The sequence below is a fragment of the Streptomyces sp. NPDC087310 genome (assembly GCF_044744405.1).
Classification (GTDB): domain Bacteria; phylum Actinomycetota; class Actinomycetes; order Streptomycetales; family Streptomycetaceae; genus Streptomyces.
Genome location: NZ_JBIUYF010000011.1, coordinates 189,092 through 215,262 on the forward strand (window position 1 = coordinate 189,092; position 26,171 = coordinate 215,262).

The 26,171-nt window shown below is 72.8% G+C and carries 24 protein-coding genes and 1 riboswitch; of the genes, 13 read left to right on the top strand and 11 right to left on the bottom strand.

All coding sequences use genetic code 11. From position 1 onward, the window contains the following. The first annotated feature begins 106 nt into the window (after positions 1-106). Genes ACIO3P_RS35535 through ACIO3P_RS35545 form a run of 3 tightly spaced genes read left to right on the top strand, consistent with a single transcriptional unit; the run spans position 107 to position 4,949 of the window. Positions 107-1,168: a MoxR family ATPase gene (locus ACIO3P_RS35535; RefSeq protein WP_329826024.1), complete on the top strand. Its 1,062-nt coding sequence runs from the start codon at positions 107-109 to the stop codon at positions 1,166-1,168. Beyond that, positions 1,168-2,526 carry a DUF58 domain-containing protein gene (locus ACIO3P_RS35540; protein WP_329826023.1) on the top strand — a complete coding sequence of 453 codons (1,359 nt, stop codon included), beginning with the start codon at positions 1,168-1,170 and terminating at the stop codon, positions 2,524-2,526. Before ACIO3P_RS35535 ends, ACIO3P_RS35540 begins: the two co-directional genes overlap by 1 nt. Further along, positions 2,523-4,949, top strand: coding sequence for a DUF3488 and transglutaminase-like domain-containing protein (locus ACIO3P_RS35545; RefSeq protein ID WP_329826022.1), 2,427 nt, complete (start codon positions 2,523-2,525; stop codon positions 4,947-4,949). Before ACIO3P_RS35540 ends, ACIO3P_RS35545 begins: the two co-directional genes overlap by 4 nt. 103 nt (positions 4,950-5,052) lie before the next feature. On the opposite strand, the gene ACIO3P_RS35550 is transcribed toward ACIO3P_RS35545, so the two are convergent. The 3 genes from ACIO3P_RS35550 to ACIO3P_RS35560 form a co-directional block, all read right to left on the bottom strand. Further along, positions 5,053-5,451, bottom strand: coding sequence for a DUF3040 domain-containing protein (locus tag ACIO3P_RS35550; protein ID WP_329826021.1), 399 nt, complete (start codon positions 5,449-5,451; stop codon positions 5,053-5,055). A 309-nt stretch (positions 5,452-5,760) separates the two neighbouring features. Continuing rightward, on the bottom strand, positions 5,761-6,546 hold the full coding sequence (locus ACIO3P_RS35555; RefSeq protein ID WP_401850390.1) for a class I SAM-dependent methyltransferase: 786 nt from the start codon (positions 6,544-6,546) through the stop codon (positions 5,761-5,763). 94 nt (positions 6,547-6,640) lie between these two features. Next, positions 6,641-7,180, bottom strand: coding sequence for an SAV_6107 family HEPN domain-containing protein (locus ACIO3P_RS35560; RefSeq protein WP_401850392.1), 540 nt, complete (start codon positions 7,178-7,180; stop codon positions 6,641-6,643). 156 nt (positions 7,181-7,336) lie between these two features. Between ACIO3P_RS35560 and ACIO3P_RS35565 the strand changes: the two genes are divergently transcribed. The 3 genes from ACIO3P_RS35565 (at position 7,337) to ACIO3P_RS35575 (ending at position 10,526) form a co-directional block, all read left to right on the top strand. Further along, complete coding sequence (locus ACIO3P_RS35565; RefSeq protein WP_401850394.1) at positions 7,337-7,945, top strand: TetR/AcrR family transcriptional regulator; 609 nt, start codon at positions 7,337-7,339, stop codon at positions 7,943-7,945. Between the two features lie 471 nt (positions 7,946-8,416). Further along, positions 8,417-9,007 (top strand): DUF4126 domain-containing protein, encoded by a 591-nt coding sequence (locus ACIO3P_RS35570; protein WP_401788057.1) that lies wholly within the window; start codon positions 8,417-8,419, stop codon positions 9,005-9,007. A gap of 25 nt (positions 9,008-9,032) precedes the next feature. Next, positions 9,033-10,526, top strand: a complete 1,494-nt coding sequence (locus ACIO3P_RS35575) for a phytoene desaturase family protein (RefSeq protein WP_401850847.1) — start codon at positions 9,033-9,035, stop codon at positions 10,524-10,526. Positions 10,527-10,589: 63 nt separating this feature from the next. Here ACIO3P_RS35575 and ACIO3P_RS35580 read toward each other — a convergent pair whose 3' ends face one another. From ACIO3P_RS35580 to ACIO3P_RS35600, 5 genes are all read right to left on the bottom strand, one after another. Beyond that, entirely contained in the window at positions 10,590-11,570 is a 981-nt protein-coding gene (locus tag ACIO3P_RS35580) for a hypothetical protein (protein ID WP_329826015.1), read from the bottom strand. A 12-nt stretch (positions 11,571-11,582) separates the two neighbouring features. Further along, positions 11,583-12,500 (bottom strand): methylenetetrahydrofolate reductase [NAD(P)H], encoded by a 918-nt coding sequence (metF, locus tag ACIO3P_RS35585; protein ID WP_329826014.1) that lies wholly within the window; start codon positions 12,498-12,500, stop codon positions 11,583-11,585. A gap of 92 nt (positions 12,501-12,592) precedes the next feature. Further along, on the bottom strand, positions 12,593-13,243 hold the full coding sequence (gene thiE / locus ACIO3P_RS35590; protein WP_329826013.1) for a thiamine phosphate synthase: 651 nt from the start codon (positions 13,241-13,243) through the stop codon (positions 12,593-12,595). 117 nt (positions 13,244-13,360) lie between these two features. Beyond that, positions 13,361-13,726, bottom strand: a complete 366-nt coding sequence (locus tag ACIO3P_RS35595) for an Rv2175c family DNA-binding protein (RefSeq protein WP_329826012.1) — start codon at positions 13,724-13,726, stop codon at positions 13,361-13,363. A 176-nt stretch (positions 13,727-13,902) separates the two neighbouring features. Further along, the gene (locus ACIO3P_RS35600; protein WP_401850849.1) at positions 13,903-15,075 is read right to left on the bottom strand and encodes an NAD(P)/FAD-dependent oxidoreductase; all 1,173 of its coding nucleotides are present in this window, start codon (positions 15,073-15,075) and stop codon (positions 13,903-13,905) included. A 169-nt stretch (positions 15,076-15,244) separates the two neighbouring features. Next, positions 15,245-15,358: riboswitch (TPP riboswitch) on the top strand. On the opposite strand from ACIO3P_RS35600, the gene thiO reads away from it, so the two are divergent. The 5 genes from thiO to ACIO3P_RS35625 all read left to right on the top strand — a co-directional run bounded on the left by thiO (position 15,356) and on the right by ACIO3P_RS35625 (position 20,625). Further along, entirely contained in the window at positions 15,356-16,666 is a 1,311-nt protein-coding gene (thiO, locus tag ACIO3P_RS35605; RefSeq protein WP_401850396.1) for a glycine oxidase ThiO, read from the top strand. Its footprint overlaps the riboswitch before it by 3 nt. Before the next feature lie 11 nt (positions 16,667-16,677). After that, positions 16,678-16,878 carry a sulfur carrier protein ThiS gene (gene thiS, locus ACIO3P_RS35610; protein ID WP_329826312.1) on the top strand — a complete coding sequence of 67 codons (201 nt, stop codon included), beginning with the start codon at positions 16,678-16,680 and terminating at the stop codon, positions 16,876-16,878. Positions 16,879-16,883: 5 nt separating this feature from the next. After that, positions 16,884-17,678, top strand: a complete 795-nt coding sequence (locus ACIO3P_RS35615) for a thiazole synthase (protein ID WP_329826009.1) — start codon at positions 16,884-16,886, stop codon at positions 17,676-17,678. 142 nt (positions 17,679-17,820) lie between these two features. Continuing rightward, positions 17,821-19,764 (top strand): Stk1 family PASTA domain-containing Ser/Thr kinase, encoded by a 1,944-nt coding sequence (gene pknB / locus ACIO3P_RS35620; RefSeq protein ID WP_401850397.1) that lies wholly within the window; start codon positions 17,821-17,823, stop codon positions 19,762-19,764. A gap of 6 nt (positions 19,765-19,770) precedes the next feature. Next, a complete protein-coding gene (locus ACIO3P_RS35625; RefSeq protein WP_329826007.1) occupies positions 19,771-20,625 on the top strand; it encodes a deoxyribonuclease IV in 855 nt (284 codons plus the stop codon). Between the two features lie 84 nt (positions 20,626-20,709). Here the strand turns inward: ACIO3P_RS35625 and ACIO3P_RS35630 are convergent, their stop codons facing one another. Beyond that, a complete protein-coding gene (locus ACIO3P_RS35630; RefSeq protein WP_329826006.1) occupies positions 20,710-21,342 on the bottom strand; it encodes a sulfite oxidase-like oxidoreductase in 633 nt (210 codons plus the stop codon). Between the two features lie 156 nt (positions 21,343-21,498). Here ACIO3P_RS35630 and bfr point away from each other — a divergent pair, with 156 nt between their 5' ends. Next, positions 21,499-21,978, top strand: coding sequence for a bacterioferritin (bfr, locus tag ACIO3P_RS35635; RefSeq protein ID WP_329826005.1), 480 nt, complete (start codon positions 21,499-21,501; stop codon positions 21,976-21,978). 28 nt (positions 21,979-22,006) lie between these two features. Here the strand turns inward: bfr and ACIO3P_RS35640 are convergent, their stop codons facing one another. Both ACIO3P_RS35640 and ACIO3P_RS35645 read right to left on the bottom strand, forming a co-directional pair. Then, a complete protein-coding gene (locus ACIO3P_RS35640) occupies positions 22,007-22,276 on the bottom strand; it encodes a bacterioferritin-associated ferredoxin (RefSeq protein WP_401850399.1) in 270 nt (89 codons plus the stop codon). A 174-nt stretch (positions 22,277-22,450) separates the two neighbouring features. Further along, positions 22,451-23,803, bottom strand: a complete 1,353-nt coding sequence (locus tag ACIO3P_RS35645; RefSeq protein WP_329826003.1) for a class II 3-deoxy-7-phosphoheptulonate synthase — start codon at positions 23,801-23,803, stop codon at positions 22,451-22,453. A 356-nt stretch (positions 23,804-24,159) separates the two neighbouring features. On the opposite strand from ACIO3P_RS35645, the gene ACIO3P_RS35650 reads away from it, so the two are divergent. Then, positions 24,160-26,061 carry an anthranilate synthase family protein gene (locus ACIO3P_RS35650; protein ID WP_401850851.1) on the top strand — a complete coding sequence of 634 codons (1,902 nt, stop codon included), beginning with the start codon at positions 24,160-24,162 and terminating at the stop codon, positions 26,059-26,061. Positions 26,062-26,171: the final 110 nt, after the last annotated feature.

Consider the following 26,171-nt stretch of genomic DNA (forward strand, 5'->3'; position numbering starts at 1 on the left):
CGTGTGGGACACCGCTCCGGAACCTTCCGGAGACGGTGTCCGTGTTTCGGGGAGGGCCGGGCCGTCTGATGAGCATCGGCCCGTTGAAAGGGCCGAGGAGGGCCGGGTGACGACCTATGACGATCGAGCGAGCCTCACAGATCTGACCACCACAGCGGAGCGTGTGCGCGCATCGGTGGAGGGTGTGATCGAGGGCAAGCCTGAGGTCGTACGGCTTTCGCTGACCGTGCTCCTCGCCGAGGGCCATCTTCTGATCGAGGATGTTCCCGGCGTGGGCAAGACCATGCTGGCCAAAGCGCTCGCGCGCTCCATCGACTGTTCGGTGCGGCGTATCCAGTTCACGCCCGACCTGCTGCCTTCCGACATCACCGGGGTGTCGATCTACGACCAGCAGCGGCGGGACTTCGAGTTCAAACCGGGGGCGATCTTCGCGCAGATCGTGATCGGCGACGAGATCAACCGCGCCTCGCCCAAGACCCAGTCGGCGCTGCTGGAGTCGATGGAGGAGCGTCAGGTCACCATCGACGGGCAGACCTACGAACTGCCCAGCCCGTTCATGGTGGTGGCCACCCAGAACCCGGTCGAGATGGAGGGCACGTACCCCCTGCCCGAGGCGCAGCGCGACCGCTTCATGGCCCGGGTGTCGATCGGCTACCCGAGCGCGGAGGCCGAGTTGCAGATGCTGGACGTGCACGGCGGGGTCTCCCCGCTCGACGACCTCCAGCCGGTGGCGCACGCGCACGACATCGTCAAACTGATCGACGCCGTACGCACGGTCCATGTCGCCGAGTCCGTGCGGCGGTACGCGGTCGAGCTGGTCGGGGCGACCCGTAACCATCCGGACCTCAGACTCGGCGCCTCACCGCGCGCCACGCTCCATCTGCTGCGCGCGGCGAAGGCCGCGGCGGCGCTCGCCGGGCGGGAGTACGCGCTCCCGGACGACGTGCAGTCGCTGGCGTCGGCGGTGCTGGCGCACCGGCTGCTGCCCACGGCCCAGGCCCAGTTGAACCGGCGTACGGCGGAGCAGGTCGTCCAGGACATCCTCCAGCGGACCCCGGTGCCCACGGCGGACGGCGGACGGACCGCAGCGGGCCGCCCGGTGGTCGGCGGGCCCGCGGGGCCCGGCGGGGCGCTCTTCGGCCAGCAGTCCGGCGCCCGGCGGCTGTGATGGCGTCCGGGGGGCCGGCCGCCGGGGACGGCGAGGACAAGGGCGGGGTGCGGGCCGCCCTGTCCGGACTGACCACCCGCGGCCGGTCGTTCCTCGCGGCCGGTATCGCCGCCGCAGTCTGCGCCTACGTCCTCGGCCAGTCGGATCTGCTGCGGGTGGGACTGCTGCTCGCCGTACTGCCGCTGATCTGTGTGGCGGTCCTGTACCGCACGCGCTACCGGGTGGCGGGCAGCAGGCGGCTGGCGCCCTCGCGGGTCCCGGCGGGGGCCGAGGCGCGGGTGCATCTGCGGATGGACAACGTCACACGGCTGCCCACCGGGCTGCTGATGCTCCAGGACCATGTGCCGTACGTGCTCGGGCCGCGCCCCCGCTTCGTGCTGGACCGGGTGGAGCCGGAGGGCCGCCGTGAGGTGTCCTACCGGGTCCGCTCCGATCTGCGCGGACGCTACCCGCTCGGACCGCTCCAGCTCCGGCTGAGCGACCCGTTCGGGATGTGCGAGCTGACCCGCTCGTTCAGCGCGTTCGACATCCTGACGGTCATCCCGCGCACCGAACCGCTGCCGCCGGTACGGCTCGCGGGCGAGGCCGCGGGCCACGGCGACGGGCGCCAGCGCTCACTGGCGCTGGCCGGTGACGACGACGTGATCCCGCGGGGATACCGGCACGGCGACGACCTGCGCCGGGTGCACTGGCGCTCCACCGCCCGCTACGGCGAGCTGATGGTGCGCCGCGAGGAGCAGCCGCAGCGGGCGCGCTGCACGGTCCTGCTGGACACCCGGCGGATCGCCTACCAGGGTTCGGGGCCCGACTCGGCCTTCGAGTGGGCGGTGTCCGGGGCGGCCTCCGCGCTGGTGCACATGCTGGAACGGGGCTTCGCGGTACGGCTGCTGACGGACACCGGCGGTTCGGTGCCCGGCGAGGGCACGGAGGGCTTCGCGGGCGCCACCCAGGACTCCGCGGACTCCGCCGGGCTGATGATGGACATGCTCGCGGTCGTCGACCACTCCGACGGGGCGGGCCTCTCCCGCTCGTACGACGTGCTGCGCGGCTCCACCGAAGGGCTGCTGGTGGCGTTCTTCGGCGATCTGGACGAGGAGCAGACCGCGGTGGCCGCCCGGATGCGGCAGCGCAGCGGCGCGGCCGTCGCCTTCGTCCTCGACTCCTCCGGCTGGACGCGGGGGCCGAGGGACGGCGCCGAGGTCGAGACGCGGCTGCGGCAACTGCGCGAGACGGGGTGGACGGCCCTGGCCGTGCCCTCCGGGGCGGCGCTGGCCGACCTGTGGCGGCAGGCCGGCCGCCAGCACTCGGAATCGGCCGTCGCCGGCGGTACGACAGGGTTCTCCGGAGGATGGTCATGAGCGCTCACGGAAGACTGGCGCTGTGCGCCTTCGCCGCCACGCTGATGGCGGCGGGCGCGCTGACCCCGCTGGTCGAGTCGCCCACCTGGCTGGTGCAGTGCGCGTTCATGGTGGGCGTCGTGAGCGGGGTGGGGGCGCTGGCCCGGCGGGTTCCGCTGGCGCGGGCGCTGACCGTCGTGTTCCAGACGGTCACGGTCCTGCTGCTGCTCACCCTGGTCTTCACCAAGGAGCAGGCCCTGTTCGGCTTCGTGCCGACGCCCGACTCCGTCCGGGAGTTCGGCCGGCTGCTGACCTCCGGCGGCGACGACGTCGGGCGGTACGCGATACCCGCCCCGGCGACCGAGGGCATCCGGCTGATGCTGATCGGTGGCGTGCTGGTCATCGGGCTGGCGGTGGACGCGATCGCGGTGACCTTCCGCAGCGCCGCCCCGGCGGGGCTGCCGCTGCTCGCGCTCTACTCGGTCGCCGCGGGGCTCTCCGGCGGGGCCGGGGGGTGGCTGTGGTTCCTGCTGGCCGCCACCGGCTATCTGCTGCTGCTCCTGGCCGAGGGCCGGGACCGGCTCTCGCAGTGGGGCCGGGTCTTCGGGGGCGCGCCGCGCCCGGCCGGCCGGTTCGCCTCGGCCTTCGACTCGACCGGGCGGGCCCCGGTCCGTACCGGCCGCAGGATCGGTGTGGTGGCGCTGGGCGTCGCGCTCGCGGTCCCGGCGGCCCTGCCCGCCCTGGACGGCGGCCTGCTGGCCGGCGCGGGCGCCGGGAACGGCTCGGGGGTGGGCGGCGGGGGCACTATCTCCGCGGTCAACCCGCTGGTGTCGCTCCAGGACAATCTGAACCAGCCCGAGGACCGCGAGGCGCTGCGCTACCGGACGAACGCGAAGGACACGCAGGACCTGTATCTGCGGATCATGGCGCTGGACAGGTTCGACGGCACGTCCTGGCGGTTCTCGCAGCGCGGTGTGGAGGACGTGCCGGACACCCTGCCCTCCGCGCCCGGGCTGCGGAGCGAGGTCGAGGCCACGGAGATCAGGACCACCATCTCGGCGGCCGGGTGGTACCGGCAGAACTATCTGCCGATGCCCTACCCGGCCTCCAAGGTGAAGATCGACGGGCGCTGGCGCTTCGAGCCCACGGGCCGGACGCTGGTGGGCGACCGGGGCCAGTCGACGCGCGGCGCGCGGTACGAGGTCACCAGCCTCCAGGTGACCCCGAGCAGGCAGCAGCTCGCCGAGGCGCCCGAGGCCCCGTCGGCGCTGCGCCGTGAGTACACGCGGGTGCCCTCGGTGCTGCCGGAGGTCGTCAGGTCGACGGCGCGGGAGGTCACTGCGGGGGCGACGAACGACTACGAGAAGGCCGTCAAGCTCCAGGACTGGTTCGCGCTGGACGGCGGCTTCTCGTACAACACGGCCGTCGACTCCGGCACCGGCGTCACAGCGATCACCCGCTTCCTGCGGAACAAGGAAGGTTTCTGCGTCCACTTCTCCTTCTCGATGGCGGCGATGGCCCGCACGCTGGGCATCCCGGCGCGGGTCGCGGTCGGCTTCACCCCGGGCACCGCGCAGTCGGACGGCTCGATGTCGGTCGGTCTGCGGGACGCGCACGCCTGGCCCGAGCTGTATTTCGAGGGGGTCGGCTGGACCCGCTTCGAGCCGACGCCGAGCCGGGGCAGCACCCCCGACTACACCCGTCCCGAGGCCCCGACCGACACCCCGAGCGACTCGGCGAGCGAGTCCACCGACACCTCGGCCGCGCCGTCCACGGAGCCGTCGGCCTCGGAGAGCTGCCCGGCGCAGGCCCGGCGGCAGGGCGAGTGCGACCCGACGGCGGACGCGGGCGCCCTGCCGCCGACGGACCAGGGCACCCCGACCGGAACGGTGCTCGCCGTGGTGGCGGGCTCGCTGGCGGTGCTGCTGCTGCCGCTGCTGCCCCTGCTGTGGCGGACACGGGTCAGGGCGCGGCGGTTCGGCTCCGGCGGGCGGACGCCGGCGGACGCCACGGCCAGGACGCTCGCGGCCTGGCGTGAGGTCACCGATACGGCGTGGGACCACGGCATACCACCGGACGAGTCGCAGACCCCCAGGAAGACGGCCGGGCGGATCGTCCGGCTGGGCGGCCTGGACGGTGAGGCGGCCGAGGCGGTGCACCGGGTGGCCGGATCCGTGGAGCAGGTGCTGTACGCGCCGGTGCCACGGCCCGGCGTGGGGCTCGCCGAGGACGCCCGGCTGATCCGGCAGGGTCTGAGCGCCTCGGCCGACCGGTGGACACGGCTGCGCGCACTGCTCGCGCCTCGCTCGTCCGTTCGGGTGATCTGGTACGCGGCGGAGCAGTGGCGTGCACTCGCCACACGGTGGACGGACCGGCGCCTGGAACTCACCCGCCGGATGGCCACGGCCACGACGCGCCTGCGGCCGTCACGACAGCGCGGCTGAGACGGGCAGGGCCGAGCCGGGACGGACCAGGCTGAACTGATACGGGTACGGCTGAGGGGCGGACGCTTGAAGCGTCCGCCCCTCAGCCTTGCTGTCCCGAGCCTTACTGCCCCTGTTCGTCGCGGCGGCGCTGCCACCGCTGCTCGATCCGGTTCATCATGGAGCGGCGCTGTCTCGGTTGGCGCCGGTCGGCGGGTGCGCCGCCCGCCGCCTGCTGCTGCTCACCTGGTTTGGGCGCTTTGCGCCAGCCGGTGACCGCCAGGACCGCACAGCCCAGCATGACGAGGAACCCCACCACGCTGATCCAGATCTGCTGGGCGACCATTCCGGCCATGAGGAGCGCGATACCCACCAGGAAGCCTGCGACTGCCTGGTAGACCCGTCGCCGGGTGTACGTACGCAGCCCGCTTCCCTCAAGCGCTGTCGCGAACTTGGGATCTTCGGCGTACAGCGCTCGCTCCATTTGCTCGAGCATTCGCTGCTCGTGCTCCGAGAGCGGCACGGAGTCCTCCTAGTCGTCGGTCGCGGGGGGCGACCGGTATGCGGCTCCTTCAAGGATAGGCAGGGAATCGCCCCCGTGAAACCCGCCCTCAACGCCAAATCGCCATTCCGGGCCGCCATGTCGGCTCGGTCGCTGAGGCGTTGATTCCCCAACCATCGATCCGTCATGCCGGATGGTGTACCCCGATCATACGGCGCCCGGAGCCCCACTGGGGGGCCTGTGGCGCACTCCATGCGGAGCTGCGTCGCTGATCAGCCATGTACGGGGCGTTCCGGACGGTTCACCGGGGGTTCCCGGGGCCGTTGGCGGTCAGCTCCTTTTCTCGCCCAGAACGTGGAGCTGGCTGGCCACGGAGTGGAAAGCGGGCAGCTCGGCGGCTGCCGCCTCCAGCTTCAGCAGGGCGTCCAGGGCCCCCGGCTGGGTGTCCACGAGACCTCCGGGCACCAGATCCGCGAAGACCCGGACGCCGTGGACGGCGCCGATCCGCAGACCGGACCCGGCGACCAGCTCCGTGAGCTGCTCGGCGGTGAACCGCCGGGGCACCGGATCGGCCTCGCCCCAGCGGCCCGCCGGGTCGGTGAGCGCCTGCCGGGCCTCCGTGAAGTGCCCGGCGAGCGCCCTGGCCAGCACGGCGCCGCCCAGCCCCGCGGCGAGCAGGCTCAGCTCGCCCTCGGGGCGCAGCGCGTCGACCGCGTTCCGTACGCCTTCGGCGGGATCGTCCACGTACTCCAGGACGCCGTGGCACAGCACCGCGTCGAAGCCGCCGCGTCCGACCACGTCGAAGAGGCCGTGGATGTCCCCCTGCACCCCGTGGACACGGTCGGCGACCCCGGCCTCCGCCGCCCTGCGCTCCAGGGCGAAGAGCGCGTTCGGGCTGGGGTCGACCACGGTGACCCGATGCCCCAGACGGGCGACGGGCACCGCGAAGTTGCCCGTTCCCCCTCCGGTGTCGAGGACGTCCAGGGCGTCCGTGCCCGCCGCCTGGACCCGGCGGTCGAGGGCGTCCTTGAGGACTTCCCAGACCACGGCGGTACGGAGGGAGCCGCGGGGGCGCGATGGCGTCTCCCCACCGATGACAGGGGAAGGATCCGACACGGCAGTTGACTCCTCGGCGCGGTGCCGCCCCTGGCGGCGGGGCGTGGAACAGGACAGACTGCGCCCACCCTATTGCCTCGGCCGTCCTGCCTGGTCACCCAGCGGCATCGCCCGGCCGTGGCTGTTCCTCGCGGGGCTGGGGAAGCACCGGTTCGAGCACGAGCAGGCGCTCCACCAGGCGCAGGAACATCCCGGCGGCCCTGAGCAGGTCGTCGGCGTCGCGGCCGGTGGCCGCGCCCTGTATGCCGGCCTCGGCGCGGGCCCTGCGGGTGGCTCCCGAGGCGAAGAGTCCGCCCCATTCGGACAGCTCGGGCGCGATCTCGGGAAGGACTTCCCAGACGCTCCTGATCCGCTGCCGGCGCCGCGGGGTGGTCTCGGGGCGGCCACGGGCCGCGAGGACCGCGGCGGCGGTGCGCAGGGCGGCGAGGTGGGCCGTGGCGTAGCGCTCGTTCGGAGTGTCCAGGGTGGCGGCCTCGTCCAGTCCGCCGCGCGCCTGCGCGAGCAGATCGAGGGCGGCGGGCGGTGCGGTGGCCCGGCGCGGGACGGGGTGGACGTCGCTCGGTGGTCCGGTCGGTGAGGGTGCAGGGCCGTCGGTACGGCGCCGGTGTGCGGCACGTGCGTAGGAACTGGCCATGACGAACCTCCTGTCGTCGTGTGACGGCTTCGTGGCCGTATGTGTCCATCGTGACGGGTACCACTGACAATCGGCCTGACCTGCGGCTTCGCCCCGAATGGCGGAAACGTGCGGACGCGGCGCCGGGGCCGGGGAGCACCTGTGACAATCGTCGCCATGGACAGCACCAGCACCCGCCGCCGGGCCACTCGGCAGAAGCTCTACGAGGCCGCCGTGACCCTCATCGCGGAGCAGGGCTTCTCGGCGACGACGGTGGACGAGATCGCCGAACGCGCCGGGGTGGCCAAGGGCACCGTCTACTACAACTTCAAGAGCAAGACGGAGCTGTTCGAGGAGCTGCTGCGGCACGGCGTCGGGCTGCCCACCGTGTCCCTGAAGGACGCGGCCGACCGTACGGCGGCGCGCGGCGGCGGCCCGGTCGCATCGCTGGACGCGATGATCCGGGCTGGTCTGGTCTTCATCGACCGCTATCCGGCCTTCACGCAGCTCTACGTGGCGGAGCTGTGGCGGACCAACCGGGCCTGGCAGTCGACGCTGCTGGTGGTACGTCAGCAGGCGGTCGCGGTGGTGGAGGCGGTCCTGGTGCGGGCCGTCGAGGCCGGTGAGCTGAGCGACGAGATCGATGTGCCGCTGACGGCGGCGGCGCTGGTGGGGATGGTGCTCGTGGCGGCGCTGGACTGGAAGGCGTTCCAGCCGGAGCGTTCGCTCGACGAGGTGCACTCGGCGCTCTCGCGGCTGCTGCACGGACGCGTCGCCGGGCACTGAGACGGGCGCGAGGGGCTTCCGTATACGGAAAGGCGTCGGTCCGGTGCGGCTCATCCCCCATGAGCCGCACCGGACCGACGCGTTCCCCCGTATCCCCCGTATCCCCCCTGTCCCCCGTTCCCCCCGTCCCCCTCCTGCTTTCCCCCGTATCCCCCGTATCCCCCTGCTTTCCCCCCTTGGTGCCCACCCCGTTCCCCCGTGGTGCCGGAGGGCCCGCCCTCCACCGATCCTCTGTGGATCCCCCGTGGTCGCCGAGCCCTCCGTTCCGCACCCCCGTCACGTCCGGGGAGCCGCACCCGTTCCGCCGCCCCGTGCCGGCGGTACCGGTGCCGCGCCCCTTCCGTGGGCTCCACTCTTCCGTTCGCGCAGGTCGCGGCCCATCCGCGTCCCTACTCATCTCTCCCACTAGGTACCTGTACTCAGGTCTCCGTACGCGTCCCCACTCCCGGCCGCACGGCTACGATCGCGTCCGTGTCCGTACTTCCCCTGATCTTCACGAGCGGCTGGGCCAGTGGCATCAACGCCTATGCGGTGGTGCTGCTGTTGGGCCTCTTCGGCGCCACCGGGCTGACCGACGAGGTGCCCGCGTCACTGCAGCGCACCGACGTCCTGATCGTCGTGGGCGTGCTCTTCCTCTGTGAGGCGGTGGCGGACAAGATCCCGTACGTCGACTCGGTGTGGGACTCCGTGCACACGGTTCTCAGACCGCTGGCGGGCGCGGTGGTCGGCGCGCTGCTCGCCGGGCAGAGCGGTTCGCTGCCGGAGCTCGCGGCGGGCGCCGTGGGCGGCTCCACGGCCCTGGTGAGCCATCTCGTCAAGGCCGGCACCCGGATGGCGATCAACACCTCCCCCGAACCGCTGAGCAACGTGCTGGTGAGTACGGCGGAGGACCTGGGCGTCGCCGCGATCGTCATCTTCGCGCTGTTCCATCCGGTCGCCGCCGCGGTCATCGCGGGGACCCTGCTGGTGGCGGGCGTCGCGACGGTGTTCTTCCTGGCCACCAGGATCCGCCGGTTCCTGCGACGCAGGGCGCGGCGCCGGACTGTCAGCAGCACTGGCTAGGGTTCTGGGCATGGGACAGATGGTGATGGTCGGCGCCGGGATGGGCGCCATGGCCGCGGCTGCCCGGCTGGCCGTGGCGGGCCACCGGGTGACGGTGTACGAGCGCTCCGGGACGTACGGCGGGGCGGTGGACCGGTTCGAGCGGGACGGCTTCGTCTTCGACACCGGCCCCGGGCTGCTGCACCTTCCCGCGGTCTACCGCGATCTGTTCGTGAAGACCGGCAAGGAGTCCCTGGAGCGGAGTGTGACGCTCGACCAGGTGGACCCGGCGAGCCGGCATGTCTTCGCCGACGGTACGGACGTCACGCTGCCGAACGCGTCGCGGGCGGGCGCCGTCGCCGCACTGGACGCGGCGCTGGGCGCGGGCGCCGGTGAGCGGTGGGCGGAGTTCCTCGGCCGCGCCAGGGACGCCTGGGACCGCTCGCGCAGGCCGCTGCTGGAGGAGCCGCTGTGGAGCGACCCGCGGGCGCTCGGGCGCGACCCGTATCCGGCGGTGCGGCAGCGCCGGCTGCTGCGCGGCGCCCGGCAGGCCGCCACGGTCGCGGAGATCGGCGCCTGGGAGCTGGGTGACCCGCGGCTGGCGGCCCTGTTCGACGGATACGCCCTGTCGTACGGGCTGGACCCGCGGCACGCCCCGGCGTCCGCCGCGGTGCTGCCGTATCTGGAGCAGACCTTCGGCAGTTGGTATGTGCGCGGCGGCATGCGGGAGTTGGCCCGTGCGGTGTACGAGCGGTGTCTGGCCCGCAAGGTGGAGTTCGTCTTCGGCGCCGAGGTGACGCGGATCGTCGAGAAGGACGGCGCTGCGGCCGGTGTGGAGCTGGCGGACGGCACGCTCGTCGCGGCCGACGCGGTGGTGGCGGGGGTCGCGGCAGGCCGCCTCGTGGCCCGGGATCTCGACGGGCCCGGGGACGGAGCCGTACGGGAGCGGCGCGGCGCGGCGGTCCCCGGGCGGTGCGCGGTGCTGCTGGCGCTGCGCGGCGGCCGGGACGGGGACGCCGCGCACCGCACGGTGGTGCACGCGCCGGACGGCGCGGCCGAGGCCGCCGCCGTCTTCGGCGGACGCCTCGCGGAGCGGCCGACGGTCACGGTGCTGCGGCCCGACGACGCGGCGACGCGTCCCGACGACGGGCACGAGGCGGTGACGCTCACCGCGACCGTCGCCCCGCACGGCCCGGTCGACTGGTCCGACGGAGCGCTGCGCGCGCGGTACGCGGAGGTGCTGATGGCGGCGGCGGAGTCCGCCCTGCCCGGGCTGGCGGGGCGGCTGCTGTGGCACGAGGTGCGGACGCCCGCCGACACGGCCGCGCGGACCGGGGCCGAGGGCGGCGCGGTCCCGGCACCGGCGCTGGCCGGGGCGTCGGGGGCGCTGCTGCACCCGGCGAACACCACACGGCTGCGGGGGCTCTACCGCGCGGGCGGCTGGGCGCACCCCGGTGGCGGGCTCGCGCACGCGGGCATGTCGGGGGCGCTGGTCGCCGGACTGATCGTCGAGGGCGCGGAGTTCCGGGGCTCGCAGTGAGCGTGGCGTACGCGGGCGTCGTGCGGGCGTGACGCGGGCGGGCGGTCGCCGGGGGTACGGGCCTCAGTAGCGGTACTGGTCGTTGTAGCCGGAGCCGGAGCCCGCGTCGTACCCCTGCTGGGGCTTCTCGCCCGGCGCCGGGGGGAACGGGTCGTCCCGCTCGCGCTGCTGCGGGACCCATACCCCGCCGGGCGGGGTGTCGTTGCCGTAACCCTGCTGGTCGCCCTGGTCTCCGTACGGCGCCGTGTACTGCTGCCGGCCGCCGAAGCTGTCGTACGCGTCGTACTGCTGGCCGCCGTTGGCCGCGCCGCCCCCGCCGTACGGGTCCGCGTAGGCGGCGTACTGCTGGTCGCCGGTGCCGTAGCCGTACGCGTCCTGGCTCGTGGCGTAGGTGTCCTGGGGCGCGTAGCCGCCCTGCCCGGCGTACTGGTCCTGGGCCGCGTACGCGTCGTGCGGGGCGTAGGCGTCGTGGGCCGCGTAGACGTCCTGGCCGGCCGGCTGCGTCCCGTAGCCGGGGTAGGCGTCGTAACCGCCGCCGTATCCGCCCGGGTCGGCCGCGTCCGTGGACGCGTCGGTCCGCGAGGCGGTGCGCGGGTCCTGGACCGCGTCGTCGTAGACGCCGTACTGCCCGGTGTCGTCGGGCAGGGGCTCCGTCGCGTACACCGAAACGGGACCGGTCAACGGCGTTGCCGGGGCCGCCGGCTCGTACTCCAGGTCCGAGACCTCAAGGGCGGGTTCGCGGTCGGCGGCCTGCTCGCCGACGGCCTTGCGGCGGCGGCTGGCCCCCGGCCTGCCGCCGATGGCCCACCCCGTCGAGAAGCCGCTGCGGTAGGAGAGCGTCACATACGTCTGGCCGACCGCGAAGGCGATCGTGCCGAGCGCGATGACGGGGACGGACGCGATCAGCACACCGAGCACCACACCCATGAACCCGGTGAAGGCGAGTATCCGCCAGCGCAACCGCGCCTTGTACTGAAGCAGCACCTCGGCCAGCAGCCAGAGGGCAACGATGCCGAATGCGATGTAGAGGACCGCCAAGCCCATGCCCGCCCCTAGTCACGACTGCTCGTGCAGTCCGAGATTCTCGTAGATTTCGAGCGTCGCCGTGGAATTGTTGAGGGTGATGAAGTGAAGGCCAGGTACGCCTTCGGACAGCAGTCCGGCGCAGAACTCCGTCGCGAACTCGATGCCAATGGAGCGTACAGCGACCGGATCGTCCTTGACGGAGAGGATCCGCTCTTTCAGCTCCGCCGGGAAGACCGCGGTGGAGAGCTGGGGCAATCGCTCCAGCATCTTCACACTGGTGACCGGCATGATCTCGGGAATGATCGGGGTCGCGCAACCCGCGGCGGCGACCCGGTCACGGAGCCGCAGATAGCCCTCGGGGTCGAAGAACATCTGGGTGATCGCGTAGTCGGCGCCCGCCCGGCACTTGGCGACGAAGTGCCGGATGTCGGTGTCCCAGTCGGCCGAGCGCGGATGCATCTCGGGGAAGGCGGCCACCCCGACGCAGAAGTCCCCGGACTCCTTGATGAGCCTGACCAGGTCTGCGGCGTACCGCACGCCCTGGGGGTGCTCGGTCCACTCGCCCATCGGGTCGCCGGGCGGGTCGCCCCGTACGGCGAGGATGTTGCGGATCCCGGCGTCGGCGTACTGCCCGACCATGTTGCGCAGCTCGGCGACGGACTGGTCGACGGCCGTGAGGTGCGCGACGGGGGTGAGGGTGGTGTCGGCGGCGATCCGCTTCGTGGCCCTGACCGTGCCGTCCCGGGTGGAGCCGCCCGCTCCGTAGGTCACCGAGACGAAGCTCGGGGCGACCGCCTCGACTCTGCGCAGCGCGTTCCAGAGGTTCCGCTCGCCCTTCTCGGTCTTGGGTGCCCAGAACTCGAAGGAGTACGAGGTTTTTCCGGTCGCGAGCAGGTCACGCACGGTATGCGCGTGATCCGATCGGGTCGAAGCTGTGCCAAGGGCCATATGTGCAGGTTATCGAGGGCGTGGCGGCCACCCAACCGAACGTGAGGCTTTTAACGGTATTGCCGGGAAGGTGTCCGCTCCCGGACACTCGCTCAGGAGGCGCGTTCCCTTATCCGCGCGGCCAGGGCCGCCGTCGCCTCGGCCGGGTCGTCGGCCTCCGTGATCGCCCGTACGACGACGACCCTGCGGGCCCCGGCGTCCAGCACCTGGTCCAGGTTGCCCGCGTCGATGCCGCCGATCGCGAACCACGGGCGGTCCGTGCCGCTCGCCGCCGCGTACCGCACGAGGTCGAGCCCCGGGGCGTGGCGGCCCGGCTTGGTGGGGGTGGGCCAGCAGGGGCCGGTACAGAAGTAGTCCACGCCGGGTTCGGCGACCGCCGCGTCCACCTCGGCCGGGGCGTGGGTGGAGCGGCCGATCAGCGGGGTGGTGCCGAGGATGGCCCGGGCCGCCGGGACGGGCAGGTCGCCCTGGCCGAGGTGGAGGACGTCGGAGCCGATGGCGTGCGCCACGTCGGCGCGGTCGTTCACGGCGAGCAGCCGGCCGTGGCGGCGGCAGGCGTCGGCGAAGACCCGGAGGTGGTCCAGCTCCTCGGCCGCCTCCATGCCCTTGTCGCGGAGCTGCACGATGTCCACGCCGGACGCCAGCACGGCGTCGAGGAACTCGGGGAGGTCCCCCTGCCGCCTGCGGGCGTCCACGCACAGGTAGAGCCGGGCGTCGGACAGTGCCTGGTGGGGCGTGGGCATGGGAAGGTCCCCCCGTTGGTTCCGCGTCTGATTCCGCGTCGTGAAACTGCTTCTTGGATCCGCGTCGGACCTCCGTGGACGGACGACGGCGCCGCCCGTCCACGGACGGTCAGGCCGTCAGACGGCGAGCGCCTGAGCCCGGCGCTTCACCTCCGTACCGCGATTCTCGCTGAGCGCCTGCGCGGGGGTGCCGGGCAGGCTCGGGTCGGAGGTGAAGAGCCACTCAAGCATCTCTTCGTCGGTGAAGTGGTCGTCCCTCAGGAGCGTCAGGGTCCCGGCGAGGCCCTTGACGACCTTGTTGCCGTCAATGAAGGCCGCGGGCACCTGGAGCGTCCTGTTCTCACCCCGGCGCACGGCGATGAGCTGGCCTTCCTTGACCAACTGCCGCACGCGCGTCACCTCGACATCGAGCATTTCGGCGATATCGGGCAGGTGAAGCCAGGCGGGGACGAGAGCATCGATCTTTGCGTCAATCTCGGTCACAGGACAAGCGTGCCATCCCGGACTGACAGTGGGCACCCCGAGCCACCCCGGACGGGGTCGAAACCAGGCCGTATCGGCCTTTCGAGCCCTCCGCGCACCCGGAAAACCCGGCGGGCGTGCCCGAGTGGAAAGCCCGGAGTCCTCAGAGAGCCCGGAGCGCTCAGAGCGCCCGGAGTTCAGAGCGCCCGGAGTACCGCCTTGCGCAGCGGCACCGCCGGATCGGCCGCCGGCTCCGGGTCCAGCCGCGCGCCCGCCTCGATCAGCTTGCGGCCCTGGGCCAGGTCACGGGGTCTTCCGACGGCCAGCAGGGCCACCAGGACGCCGTCGCGCAGCCAGACCACCGACCAGGCCGCCCCCGCGGGGTCGCCGCGCCTCACCAGGGTGTCGGCCGCCGGGTGGTGGCCCGCGTACTGGACGAACCGGCCGAACTGCTCCGACCAGAAGTACGGCACGGGGTCGTAGACCGGGTCGGTCTCCCCGGCGGCCTGCGCGGCGACCGTGAGCGGCCCCTGGAGCGCGTTGTCCCAGTGGTGGACGAGCAGCCGTTCGCCGTAGCGCGCGGACGGGAAGGACGCGCAGTCGCCGACCGCGTACACGTCGGGCAGCGAGGTGCGCAGCCGCTCGTCCGCGGTGACCGAGCCGTCCGCGCCCAGCGCGATGCCGGAGCCGGCCAGCCAGGCCGTCGCGGGCCGCGCGCCGATGCCCACGACCACCGCGTCGGCGGGGAGCCCGCGGCCGTCCGCGAGGACCACCGTGCCCGCCTCGACGCCGGCCACCCGGGCGTGCGTCAGCAGCGTGGCGCCGCTCTCCGCGTACCAGCCGGTCATGGGCGCGGCGACCTCGGCCGGCAGGGCGCCCGCGAGCGGCCGGTCGGCCGCTTCCACGACCGTCACGGCGCACCCGGCCTCGCGGGCGGCGGTGGTGAACTCCGCGCCGATCCACCCGGCGCCCACGACGACGACCCGCTGCCGCCGCTCCAGCACGGGGCGCAGCCGTTCGGCGTCGTCGAGGGTGCGCAGCGGATGGACGCCGGGCACGCCCTCCGTGCCGGGCAGTACGGCGGCCTCGGCGCCGGTGGCGATGACCAGCACGTCGTACGGGACGGGCCCGGCGGTGGTGTCGATCTCCCGGGCGGACGGGCGCAGCCCGGTGGCTTTCAGGCCCACCCTGAGGTCGACGGAGAGGGCCGCGAAGTCGATGTCGAAGGCCGATCCCTCGGCCTGGCCGAGCAGGACGGCCTTGGAGAGCGGGGGCCGGTCGTAGGGCGGGTGGGGTTCCTCACCGATCAGGGCGATCCGGCCGTCGTACCCCTTCTCGCGCAGGGCCACGGCGGTCTGTACGCCCGCCATGCCCGCGCCGACGACGACCACTCCGGGCCCGTCCGTCCGCCCGTCCCGCCCGAGTCCCTGCGTCAGTTCGCTCACCCGGCCACCTTAGAGAGGCGGTGTCCGTCCCGTGAACGGGCCACGGCCGGCACTCCCTTACCGCACGGCACACCGCGCGTTAGGCTTTCCGTCGACACTACCTCGCGGGAGTCCGGACGCACCGGGCTGAGAGGGAGGCTGGAGCGGCCTCCGACCGTACGAACCTGATCCGGGTCATGCCGGCGAAGGGAGGGGCTGGACGCCCATGCAGTCATCCCAGCGGTCACCTCTGGAACAACCGCCCCATGGAGCACACGGCACGTCCGCCTCCACGGGGTACGACGTCCTCGTCGTCGGGGGCGGGATCATCGGTCTGGTCACCGCCTGGCGGGCGGCGCAGCGCGGGCTGCGGACCGCTCTCGCCGACCCCGATCCGGGCGGCGGCGCGGCGCGCGTCGCGGCGGGCATGCTCGCCGCCGTCACCGAACTCCACCACGGCGAGCAGACCCTGCTCGGCCTCAACCTCGCCTCCGCCGAGCGCTATCCCGCGTTCGTCGCGGAGCTGGAGGAGGCGAGCGGCCGGGACACCGGCTACCGCGCGTGCGGCACGCTCGCCGTGGCGCTGGACTCCGACGACCGCGCCCAGCTCCGTGAGCTGCACGCCCTCCAGGTGCGCTCGGGGCTGACGTCCGAGTGGCTCACGGGGCGCGAATGCCGGCGCCTGGAGCCGATGCTCGCGCCGGGCGTCCGTGGTGGTCTGCGGGTCGACGGCGACCACCAGATCGATCCGCGGCGGCTCGCCGCGGCGCTCCTGACGGCCTGCGAGCGGGCCGGGGTGGTCTTCCACCGCTCCTGGGCGCGGCGGCTCTCCGTCGTACGGGACCGGGCCGTCGGCGCCGTCCTGACCGACGGCGGCGCGCTCGGCGCGGACCGGGTGGTGCTGGCGGGCGGCAGCCTCAGCGGCGGGCTGGCGGGCGTGCCCCCGGAGGCCGTACCGCCCGTACGGCCCGTCAAGGGGCAGGTGCTGCGGCTGGCGGTGCCCCGTCCTTACGCGCCCTTCCTGTCCCGGACGGTGCGGGCCGTGGTGCGCGGCTCCCAGGTCTATCTCGTGCCGCGCGAGAACGGCGAGCTGGTCGTCGGCGCGACCAGCGAGGAGCTGGGCTGGGACACGACGGTCACGGCGGGCGGGGTGTACGAGCTGCTGCGGGACGCGCACGAGCTGGTGCCCGGCATCACCGAGCTGCCGCTGACCGAGACCCGCGCGGGGCTGCGCCCCTGTTCGCCGGACAACGCGCCGCTGCTGGGGCCGACCGTGCTGCCGGGGCTCTCACTGGCCACCGGCCACTACCGCAACGGGGTGCTGCTGACGCCGGTCACCGGTGAGGTGCTGGCGACCGTCCTGACGACCGGTGAACTGCCGCCCGAGGCCGCGCCCTTCACCCCGTTGCGCTTCTCCCCCGCCGCGTCCGGCTCCCCCACCATGACCGGCTCCCCCACCGTGACCGGTTCTCCCGCCGCGTCCGGCTCCCCTACCGCGACCGGTTCCCCGTCCGTATCCCTGGAGCAGCCCGTATGAACACCGCCGTGATGTACGTGTCCGTCAACGGCGAGCCACGCGAGTTCGCCGCCGCGACCACGCTCGACACCGTCGTCGCGACCCTCACTCCGGCGCGCTCCGGGGTGGCCGCCGCCGTCAACGAGACGGTGGTCCCGCGTACCCGCTGGTCCGGCACCGCGCTGAACGACGGCGACCGGGTGGAAGTCCTCACCGCGGTCCAGGGAGGCTGACCGACATGGCCGACGACCTTCTCACCATCGGCTCCACCACCTTCGCCTCCCGGCTGATCATGGGGACGGGCGGGGCGCCCAGCCTCGATGTCCTCGAACGCTCGCTGATCGCCTCCGGCACCGAACTCACCACGGTCGCGATGCGCCGTCTCGACCCCACCGTGCAGGGCTCCGTGCTCTCCGTGCTGAAGACGCTGGGCATCCGTCCGCTGCCCAACACGGCGGGCTGTTTCACCGCCGGTGAGGCCGTCCTCACCGCCCGGCTCGCCCGCGAGGCGCTCGGCACGGAGTGGATCAAGCTGGAGGTCGTCGCCGACGAACGCACCCTGCTGCCCGACCCGGTCGAGCTGCTGGACGCCGCGGAGACGCTGGTGGACGACGGGTTCACGGTTCTGCCGTACACCAACGACGACCCGGTCCTCGCGGCGAAACTGGAGGACGTGGGGTGCGCGGCGATCATGCCGCTGGGCTCGCCCATCGGCTCCGGGCTGGGCATCCGCAACCCGCACAACTTCCAGCTCATCGTGGAGCGCGCCCGGGTCCCGGTGATCCTGGACGCGGGCGCGGGCACCGCGTCGGACGCGGCGCTCGCGATGGAGCTGGGGTGCGCGGCCGTGATGCTGGCGTCCGCGGTCACCCGCGCCCAGGAGCCGGTGCTGATGGCCGAGGCGATGCGGCACGCGGTGACGGCGGGCCGGCTGGCGCGGCGTGCGGGCCGGATCCCCCGGCGCCACTTCGCCGAGGCGTCCTCGCCGCTGGACGGGGTGGCGGCGCTCGACCCGGAGCGGCCCGCCTTCTGACCGCCTTCCTACCGCGACGTCGCCGCGGGGCCGCCCGCCCGGTACGGGCCTTCCCGGGGCCTGTCACAGCTCGGCTTCAGTCGTGTGTCCGGTCCGACCCGGGCCTACGGGGGTGTCGGTGGCGACTCGTAGACTCACCAGCGTGGATACGACCCTTCAGGACCCCATCGTCGGGCAGGTGCTCGACGGCCGCTACCGCGTCGACGCGCGGATCGCGGTCGGCGGCATGGCCACGGTCTACCGGGCCGTGGACACCCGGCTCGACCGGGTCCTGGCGCTCAAGGTGATGCATCCGGCGCTCGCGGCCGACGTCTCCTTCGTGGAGCGTTTCATCCGTGAGGCCAAGTCGGTGGCGCGGCTGGCGCACCCCAATGTGGTCGCGGTCTTCGACCAGGGCGCGGAGGGCGCGTACGTCTACCTGGCGATGGAGTACGTCGCGGGGTGCACCCTGCGCGATGTCGTACGGCAGCGCGGGGCGCTGCGCCCGCGGGCCGCGCTGGACATCCTGGAGCCCGTGCTGGCCGCGCTGGGCGCCGCGCACCGGGCCGGGTTCGTCCACCGGGACATGAAGCCGGAGAACGTGCTGATAGGGGACGACGGCCGGGTCAAGGTCGCCGACTTCGGGCTCGTCAGGGGCGTCGGCGATGTGACCAACACCACCGGGACCGTCCTCGGCACGGTCTCGTACCTCGCGCCGGAGCAGATCGAGCACGGCACGTCGGACACCCGGGTCGACGTGTACGCGTGCGGGGTCGTCCTGCACGAGATGCTGACCGGCGCCAAGCCGCACTCCGGGGACACCCCGGCGCAGGTCCTCTACCGCCATCTCAACGAGGACGTCCCGGCCCCGTCCGCCGCCGTTCCCGGGCTCGCCCCCGAGCTGGACCGGCTGGTCGCCGCGGCCACCGCGCGCGACCCCGAGGAGCGTCCGCTCGACGCGGTCGCGCTGCTGGCGCTGACCCGGGCGGCCCGCGCGGCGCTCACCGACGCGCAGCTCGACGCCGTACCGCCGCAGGCCAGGCCCGAGGCGGAGGACGGCACGGGCGCCGACGGGCGTACGGCGGTGATCCCCCGGATCCGGCCCGTCGAGGTGCCGGACGACGAGCCCGTCCGGCACACGAGCAGGCTGGAGATGGCGCCCTCGGATGTCGCGGCGCCGCCCGGCCGGACGCGTGGCGGGGCCGGTGGGCTCCGTGGCATGCCGTCGCGGGGCGTGCTCGCGGCGATCGTCGCGGTGCTGCTGGTCCTCGGGGTGGGGACGGGCGTCTGGTACATCAACTCCGGCCAGTTCACCCGGGTGCCCTCGCTGCTCGGGCAGACGGAGAAGGAAGCGCGCAAGCGGCTCGGCGACGAGGGGATCGACGCGAAGGTCACCCGGGACTTCAGCGACTCCTTCGACCGGGGCACGGTCATGGGCACGGATCCGGAGCCCCGCTCCCGGGTCCGGGGCAGCGGTCCCGTCACGCTGGTCATCTCCCGCGGCCCGAAGATCGTCCAGGTGCCCGAGCTGGCCGGCCTGTCGCTGGCCGAGGCACGGTCCGCGCTGAAGAAGGCCGGACTGGCCTCCGGGCTCGTCAAGCGGGAGTTCGACGAGGACGTCGCGCGGGGCGCGGTCATCAGCTCCACGCCGGAGGCCGGCGCGGACATACGGCCCGATTCGGGGGTCGCACTGCTGGTCAGCAAGGGCGCCCCGATCGACATGCCCGATGTGACCGGCGAGTCCGTGGACGACGCCACCACCGAGCTGGAGGACGCGGGGCTCACGGTGAAGATCGCCCCCGACCGGGTGGACTCGGAGCAGGACGCGGGCACGGTCGCCCGGCAGTCCGCGGCGGAGGGGACCCGCCTCGCCCAGGGCGACACGGTCACGCTGACGGTCTCCAAGGGCCCGCGGATGGTCTCCGTACCGGATGTGACCGGGCAGAGGACCGACGACGCCAGGAAGGCGCTGGAGGACGCGGGCTTCCAGGTCAAGGTCGAGCGGAACTTCCCGTTCCTGGGGGACACGGTGGGCGAGCAGTCCGTCGCCGGCGGCGAACAGGCCCCTGAGGGCTCCACGATCACCATCAAGACCAAGGGACTCTAGAAGCAGATGCGCAACCCTGTCGGTGGCCATGTCCCCGTGGCCGGCGGGCTCGCCACGACCGGTCTGGCGTACGCGCGCGAGCTGGGCGCGGAGACCGTCCAGGTCTTCGCGGCCAATCCGCGCGGCTGGGCGACGCCCGCCGGGAATCCGGCGCAGGACGAGCAGTTCCGCGCCGCGTGCGAGGCGGCGGAGATGCCCGCCTATGTGCACGCCCCGTATCTGATCAACTTCGGCTCGCACACGGAGGCGACCGCCGAGAAGTCCGTGGAGTCGCTGCGCCACAGTCTGCGGCGCGGGCGGGAGATCGGCGCGCTGGGCGTGGTCGTGCACACCGGGTCCGCGACGGGCGGCCGGCCGCGCGAGGTGGCGCTCGCGCAGGTACGGGAGCGGATGCTGCCGCTCCTGGACGAGCTGACCCATGACGACGACCCGTTCCTGCTGCTGGAGTCGACGGCGGGCCAGGGCTCCTCGCTCTGCTCGCGGACCTGGGACTTCGGCCCGTACTTCGAGGCGCTGGACTCCCACCCCAAGCTGGGGATCTGCCTGGACACCTGCCACATCTTCGCGGCGGGGCACGATCTGGCCGGACCGCACGGGATGCGGCAGACGCTGGACCTCCTGGTGGACACGGTCGGTGAAGGCCGGCTCAAGCTGATCCACGCCAACGACTCGAAGGACGTGGCGGGCGCGCACAAGGACCGGCACGAGAACATCGGCGCCGGCCATATCGGGGAGGAGCCGTTCCGCGAGCTGTTCTCGCATCCGGCGACCGCGAACGTACCGCTGGTGATCGAGACGCCGGGCGGCAAGGAAGGGCACGCGGCGGACGTGGCGCGGCTGAAGAAGCTGCGCGACGGCTGAGCCACCGGCCTCAAGGATCCGCGCGCCGTCACCCAGCAGGGGCAGCAGCAGGGGTGGGGGCAGCGGCAGGGTTCCCGCGCGCCGTCACAGCTCCGGGCCGTCGCCCGGGACCTCCTGGTAGGAGTAGCGCTGCTCGGACCAGGGGTCGCCGACATTGTGGTAGCCGCGTTCCTCCCAGAAACCGCGGCGGTCGGCGGTCATGTATTCCACGCCGCGGACCCATTTGGGGCCCTTCCAGGCGTAGAGCTGCGGAACGATGAGCCGCACCGGAAATCCATGTTCGGCGGTGAGCAATTCGCCGTCCTTGTGGGTGGCGAAGATCGTGCGGTCGGAGACGAAGTCCGCGAGCCGCAGATTCGAGCTGAAGCCGTACTCGGCCCAGACCATCACATGCGTGACGTTCGGCGCCGGTGGTGCGAGTTCCGCGATCGTACGGGCGGGCACCCCGCCCCATTCGGCCCCCACCATGCTGAATTTTGTGACGCAGTGCAGATCCGCGACCACCGTGGAGAACGGCAGAGCCGAGAACTCCTCGTGGTTCCAGCAGTGTTTGTCACCGTCGGCCGTGGCGCCGAAGACCCGGAACTCCCAGCGTTCCTGCCGGAACTTCGGTACGGGGCCGTAATGGGTGACCGGCCAGCCGCGCTGCAGCCGCTGTCCGGGCGGTAGCTCGGACTCTTCCGGCTCCCGGCGCTCCAGGCTCTCCGGCTGACCCATGCCTTCCATGGTGACAGACCGGGAGGGGTGGTGATGACCAGGCACACGTCGATTCCGGCAACTCCTACTAAGCGTGCACTTACTGGACGGCCTCCTGATCACGGTGCGAGGATGCGCGCATTCTGCTCCGTCACCGGCTTGGAAGGAGTCTGCGCGATGCAGGGCGACCCCGAGGTCATTGAATTCCTCAATGAGCAGTTGACCGCCGAACTGACCGCGATCAACCAGTACTTTCTCCACTCGAAAATGCAGGAGAACTTCGGCTGGACGAAGCTCGCCAAGTACACCAGGGCCGAGTCGTTCGACGAGATGAAGCACGCCGAACTCCTCACCGACCGGCTGCTGTTCCTGGAGGGGCTGCCGAACTACCAGCGGCTCTTCCACGTCCGGGTCGGCCAGACGGTCACCGAGATGTTCCAGGCGGACCGGCAGGTCGAGGTGGAGGCGATCGACCGCCTCAAGCGCGGTATCGACGTGATGCGCACCAAGGGCGACCACACGTCCAAGGGCATCTTCGAATCGATCCTGGAGGACGAGGAGCATCACATCGACTATCTCGACACCCAACTGGAGCTGATCGAGAAACTCGGTGAACCGCTCTACATCGCGCAGCTCATCGAGCAGCCGGACAGCTAACAGCCAGCCGGACAGCTAACAGCGAGCGCTACGCGGCCTCGGGCAGGACGGCCGCGATCGCGGCGACAGCCGGGGCGCCGACTTCCCCGAGGGCCGGGGTGCTCTGCTCCAGCAGCTCACGCCGGGGGCATCCGCCACGTCCCAGGAGCGACTGGATCTGCCGTACGCACGAGCCGCAGTCGGTGCCGGCCTTACTGGCCGACGCGATCTGGCGGGGCGTGCAGGCACCGGCGGCCGCGTGTTCCCTCACCTGCGTCTCGGTGATCCCGAAACATGAGCAGACGTACACGCGGTTCACCTCCCGGCGGGATCGTTCCTGACTGGGCCGCCCCCGACCAGGTCGGTGAGGCTAACCTAACCTTACCCGCCCTGTCCGATTCGGAAAAGTCCGGGAAACGCCGGTGGGGCACGGATCACATTCGATCCGTGCCCCACCGGCGTCGCGTTTCCGCCCCTGACGAGCTACTGGTCCCTACTGGTCGCGGTACATCTCCGCCACCAGGAAGGCCAGGTCCAGCGACTGGCTGCGGTTGAGCCGCGGGTCGCAGGCCGTCTCGTAGCGCTGGTGGAGATCGTCGACGAAGATCTCGTCGCCGCCGCCCACGCACTCGGTGACATCGTCACCGGTCAGTTCGACATGGATGCCGCCCGGATGCGTGCCGAGCCCCTTGTGGACCTCGAAGAAGCCCTTGACCTCGTCGAGCACGTCGTCGAAGCGGCGGGTCTTGTGACCGGAGGCCGCCTCGAAGGTGTTGCCGTGCATCGGGTCCGTCACCCAGGCCACCGTGGCGCCGGAGGCGGTCACCTTCTCGACCAGCTCGGGGAGCTTGTCCCTGACCTTGTCGGCGCCCATCCGGACGATGAAGGTCAGCCGGCCGGGCTCGCGGTCCGGGTCGAGGCGGTCGATGTAGGTCAGCGCCTCGTCGACAGTGGTCGTCGGGCCGAGCTTGATCCCGATCGGGTTCTTGATCTTCGACGCGAACTCGATGTGCGCGCCGTCGAGCTGACGGGTGCGCTCACCGATCCACACCATGTGGCCCGAGACGTCGTAGAGCCCGCCGGTCCGGGAGTCGACCCGGGTCAGCGCCGACTCGTAGTCCAGCAGCAGCGCCTCGTGCGAGGCGTAGAACTCGACGGTGCGGAACTCGGCCGGGTCGGTGCCCGCCGCCTTCATGAAGTTCAGCGCGTTGTCGATCTCGCGGGCGAGCTGCTCGTAACGCTGGCCGGACGGGGACGACTTCACGAAGTCCTGGTTCCAGGCGTGCACCTGGCGCAGGTCGGCGTAGCCGCCGGTGGTGAAGGCGCGCACCAGGTTCAGCGTCGCGGCGGACGCGTGGTACATCCGCTTGAGGCGCTCGGGGTCGGGGATCCGGGACTTCTCGTCGAAGGCGAAGCCGTTGACCGAGTCGCCCCGGTACGTCGGCAGGGTCAGACCGTCGCGGGTCTCGGTGCCCTTGGAGCGCGGCTTCGAGTACTGCCCGGCGATCCGGCCGACCTTCACCACCGGCACGGACGCGGCGTACGTGAGGACCGCGCCCATCTGGAGGAGGGTCTTCAGCTTGTTCCTGATGTGATCCGCGGAGACGGCGTCGAACGCCTCGGCGCAGTCACCGCCCTGGAGCAGGAACGCCTCCCCCTTGGCGACGGCCGCCAGACGGGCGCGCAACTGGTCGCACTCGCCCGCGAAGACCAGCGGCGGATAGCTCTCCAGCTCGGCCACGACCTCACGCAGGGCTTCCCGGTCCGGATACTCCGGCTGCTGGGCAGCGGGAAGATCTTGCCAGGACGGCACATGGGCGGCGGAGTTCTCAGCGTTCACTGTCACGCGCTCCAGATTACGTGGTCGGGCGCACCGGTCGGCGCGGCGCTCACAGTGTGGAACAGACCGCTGCCCCGGCGCATGCGCTAATGTGCCGCTCATGTTCGCGCGCTCGCATCAGACCTGGTGGTGGCCCCCTTACCCGGCGGCCCTCTGATTGACGCGCGCACCACGCATCGCGAAGGCCGCCCGAGGGGCGGCCTTCAGTGTTCTCCGGGTCCGGACACCAGGTTCCCGGCCGGGGAAGCGGGCCGTTCCTCCCCCCTCCTCCGGAAGGAACACCGCAGATGAACACCGACACAGGCGACGGCACCGGCTCCCGTACCGACGCCGGCCCCCGTACCCGCCCGTCCACGAGCGACATGATCGACCGGCTGCTGGACGACGGCTGCCCCCCGTTCGCCCTGCTGCGCCGCCGCACCCCCGGCCGGGACCACGACACCGTGGAGCTGCTGATCGGCCCCGTGCACGAGGCGGAGCGGCTCGCCGATCTCCCGGCGGGTGACCGCACCGCGCTGGCCCTGGTGCCGTTCCGGCAGATCAGGGAGCGCGGCTTCGACGTACGGGACGACGGGACGCCGCTGGCCGTGCTGGTCGCGGACGAGACGTACGAGCTGCCCCTGGGCGAGGTGCTCGACCGGCTGCCCGCGCACGCGGTACGGGTCGAGGGCGGCGCCTTCGACATCGACGACGAGCGGTACGCGGAGATCGTGCGGCGGGTCGTCGACGAGGAGATCGGCCGGGGCGAGGGCGCGAACTTCGTGATCCGGCGCACCTTCGAGGGCCGGATCCCCGGCTTCGGCCGGGCCGACGCGCTCGCGCTCTTCCGGCGGCTGCTCGTCGGGGAGCAGGGGGCGTACTGGACGTTCCTCGTCCACACCGGCGGGCGCACGCTCGTGGGGGCCAGCCCCGAGGCGCATGTCCGGATGAGCGGCGGGACCGTCGTGATGAACCCGATCAGCGGGACCTTCCGCTATCCGGCCGGGGGCCCGGAGCCCGAGGCGCTGCTGGAGTTCCTGGGCGACCGCAAGGAGACCGACGAGCTCTCCATGGTCGTCGACGAGGAGCTGAAGATGATGTGCACCGTCGGCGACCGGGGCGGCGTGGTGATCGGCCCCCGGCTCAAGGAGATGGCCCACCTCGCGCACACCGAGTACGAGCTGCGCGGACGCTCCTCGCTCGATGTGCGCGAGGTGCTGCGGGAGACGATGTTCGCGGCGACGGTCACGGGCTCGCCGGTGCGGAACGCCTGCCGGGTCATCGAGCGCCACGAGGAGGGCGGGCGCGGCTACTACGCGGGCGCGCTCGCGCTCCTCGGGCGGGACTCCGGCGGGGCCCGGACCCTCGACTCGCCGATCCTGATCCGTACCGCCGACATCGGCGCCGACGGCGCGCTGCGGGTCCCGGTCGGGGCCACGCTCGTACGCCACTCCCGGCCGGAGAGCGAGGTCGCCGAGACGCACGCCAAGGCGGCGGGGGTGCTGGCGGCGCTGGGCGTACGGCCTGGGCGCCCGCGCGCGGAGTCGGCGCGGCCCCGGCTCGCCGACGACCCGCGGGTACGGGCGGCGCTGGACGCCCGGCGCGCGGATCTCGCGCCGTTCTGGCTGCGGATGCGGGAGACCACCGGGGCGCTGTCGGGGCACGCGCTGATCGTGGACGGCGAGGACACCTTCACCGCGATGCTGGCGCACCTCCTGCGCTCCTCGGGGCTGGCCGTGACCGTACGGGCGTACGACGAGGCGGGGCTGCGGGAGGCGGCGCTCGGGCACGCGGACGGCGTGGGGCCGGTGGTGCTGGGTCCCGGACCCGGCGACCCGGCGGACCCGGCGGACCCGAAGATGCGGCTGCTGCGCGGGCTGGCGGCGGAGCTGCTGGACGCGCCCGGCGGCCGGCGCCACGCGGTGCTCGGGGTCTGTCTGGGACATGAGCTGCTGGCGGCGGAGCTGGGGCTGGGGACCGTACGCAAGCGGGTTCCGTACCAGGGTCTCCAGACGCGTATCGAGCTGTTCGGCCGGGAGGAGACGGTGGGCTTCTACAACAGCTTCACCGCGCACTGCGACGACGCGGCGGCGGCGCGGCTGGCCGCGCGGGGCGTCGAGGTGAGCCGGGAGGCGGCGAGCGGGGAGGTGCACGCGCTGCGGGGCGCGGGGTTCGCGTCGGTGCAGTTCCATCCGGAGTCGGTGCTGACGCTGGACGGCCCGGGGATCGTGGCGGAGCTGCTGGCGGGGGCGGGGGTGCCGGGAGCGGCGGTGCGGCGGGGGTGACGGAGCCCTGCCGGGGGGGCGGGGGGCCCCCCCCCCCCCCCCCCCCCCCCGCCCCCCCCCCCCCCCCCCCCCCCCCGCGCCGCCGGGGGGGGCCCCCCCCAAAGCCCCCC

What these genes read in the sequence shown, in the direction of transcription:
- ACIO3P_RS35540 (WP_329826023.1), top strand. Translation starts at nt 1,168, where the DNA reads ATGGCGTCCGGGGGGCCGGCCGCCGGGGACGGCGAGGACAAGGGCGGG.
- ACIO3P_RS35545 (WP_329826022.1), top strand. Translation starts at nt 2,523, where the DNA reads ATGAGCGCTCACGGAAGACTGGCGCTGTGCGCCTTCGCCGCCACGCTG.
- ACIO3P_RS35560 (WP_401850392.1), bottom strand. Translation starts at nt 7,180, where the DNA reads ATGGCCAGTTCCTACGCACGTGCCGCACACCGGCGCCGTACCGACGGC.
- ACIO3P_RS35565 (WP_401850394.1), top strand. Translation starts at nt 7,337, where the DNA reads ATGGACAGCACCAGCACCCGCCGCCGGGCCACTCGGCAGAAGCTCTAC.
- ACIO3P_RS35575 (WP_401850847.1), top strand. Translation starts at nt 9,033, where the DNA reads ATGGTCGGCGCCGGGATGGGCGCCATGGCCGCGGCTGCCCGGCTGGCC.
- ACIO3P_RS35580 (WP_329826015.1), bottom strand. Translation starts at nt 11,570, where the DNA reads ATGGGCTTGGCGGTCCTCTACATCGCATTCGGCATCGTTGCCCTCTGG.
- metF (WP_329826014.1), bottom strand. Translation starts at nt 12,500, where the DNA reads ATGGCCCTTGGCACAGCTTCGACCCGATCGGATCACGCGCATACCGTG.
- thiE (WP_329826013.1), bottom strand. Translation starts at nt 13,243, where the DNA reads ATGCCCACGCCCCACCAGGCACTGTCCGACGCCCGGCTCTACCTGTGC.
- ACIO3P_RS35600 (WP_401850849.1), bottom strand. Translation starts at nt 15,075, where the DNA reads ATGGCGGGCGTACAGACCGCCGTGGCCCTGCGCGAGAAGGGGTACGAC.
- thiO (WP_401850396.1), top strand. Translation starts at nt 15,356, where the DNA reads ATGCAGTCATCCCAGCGGTCACCTCTGGAACAACCGCCCCATGGAGCA.
- thiS (WP_329826312.1), top strand. Translation starts at nt 16,678, where the DNA reads ATGTACGTGTCCGTCAACGGCGAGCCACGCGAGTTCGCCGCCGCGACC.
- ACIO3P_RS35615 (WP_329826009.1), top strand. Translation starts at nt 16,884, where the DNA reads ATGGCCGACGACCTTCTCACCATCGGCTCCACCACCTTCGCCTCCCGG.
- ACIO3P_RS35625 (WP_329826007.1), top strand. Translation starts at nt 19,771, where the DNA reads ATGCGCAACCCTGTCGGTGGCCATGTCCCCGTGGCCGGCGGGCTCGCC.
- ACIO3P_RS35630 (WP_329826006.1), bottom strand. Translation starts at nt 21,342, where the DNA reads ATGGGTCAGCCGGAGAGCCTGGAGCGCCGGGAGCCGGAAGAGTCCGAG.
- bfr (WP_329826005.1), top strand. Translation starts at nt 21,499, where the DNA reads ATGCAGGGCGACCCCGAGGTCATTGAATTCCTCAATGAGCAGTTGACC.
- ACIO3P_RS35650 (WP_401850851.1), top strand. Translation starts at nt 24,160, where the DNA reads ATGATCGACCGGCTGCTGGACGACGGCTGCCCCCCGTTCGCCCTGCTG.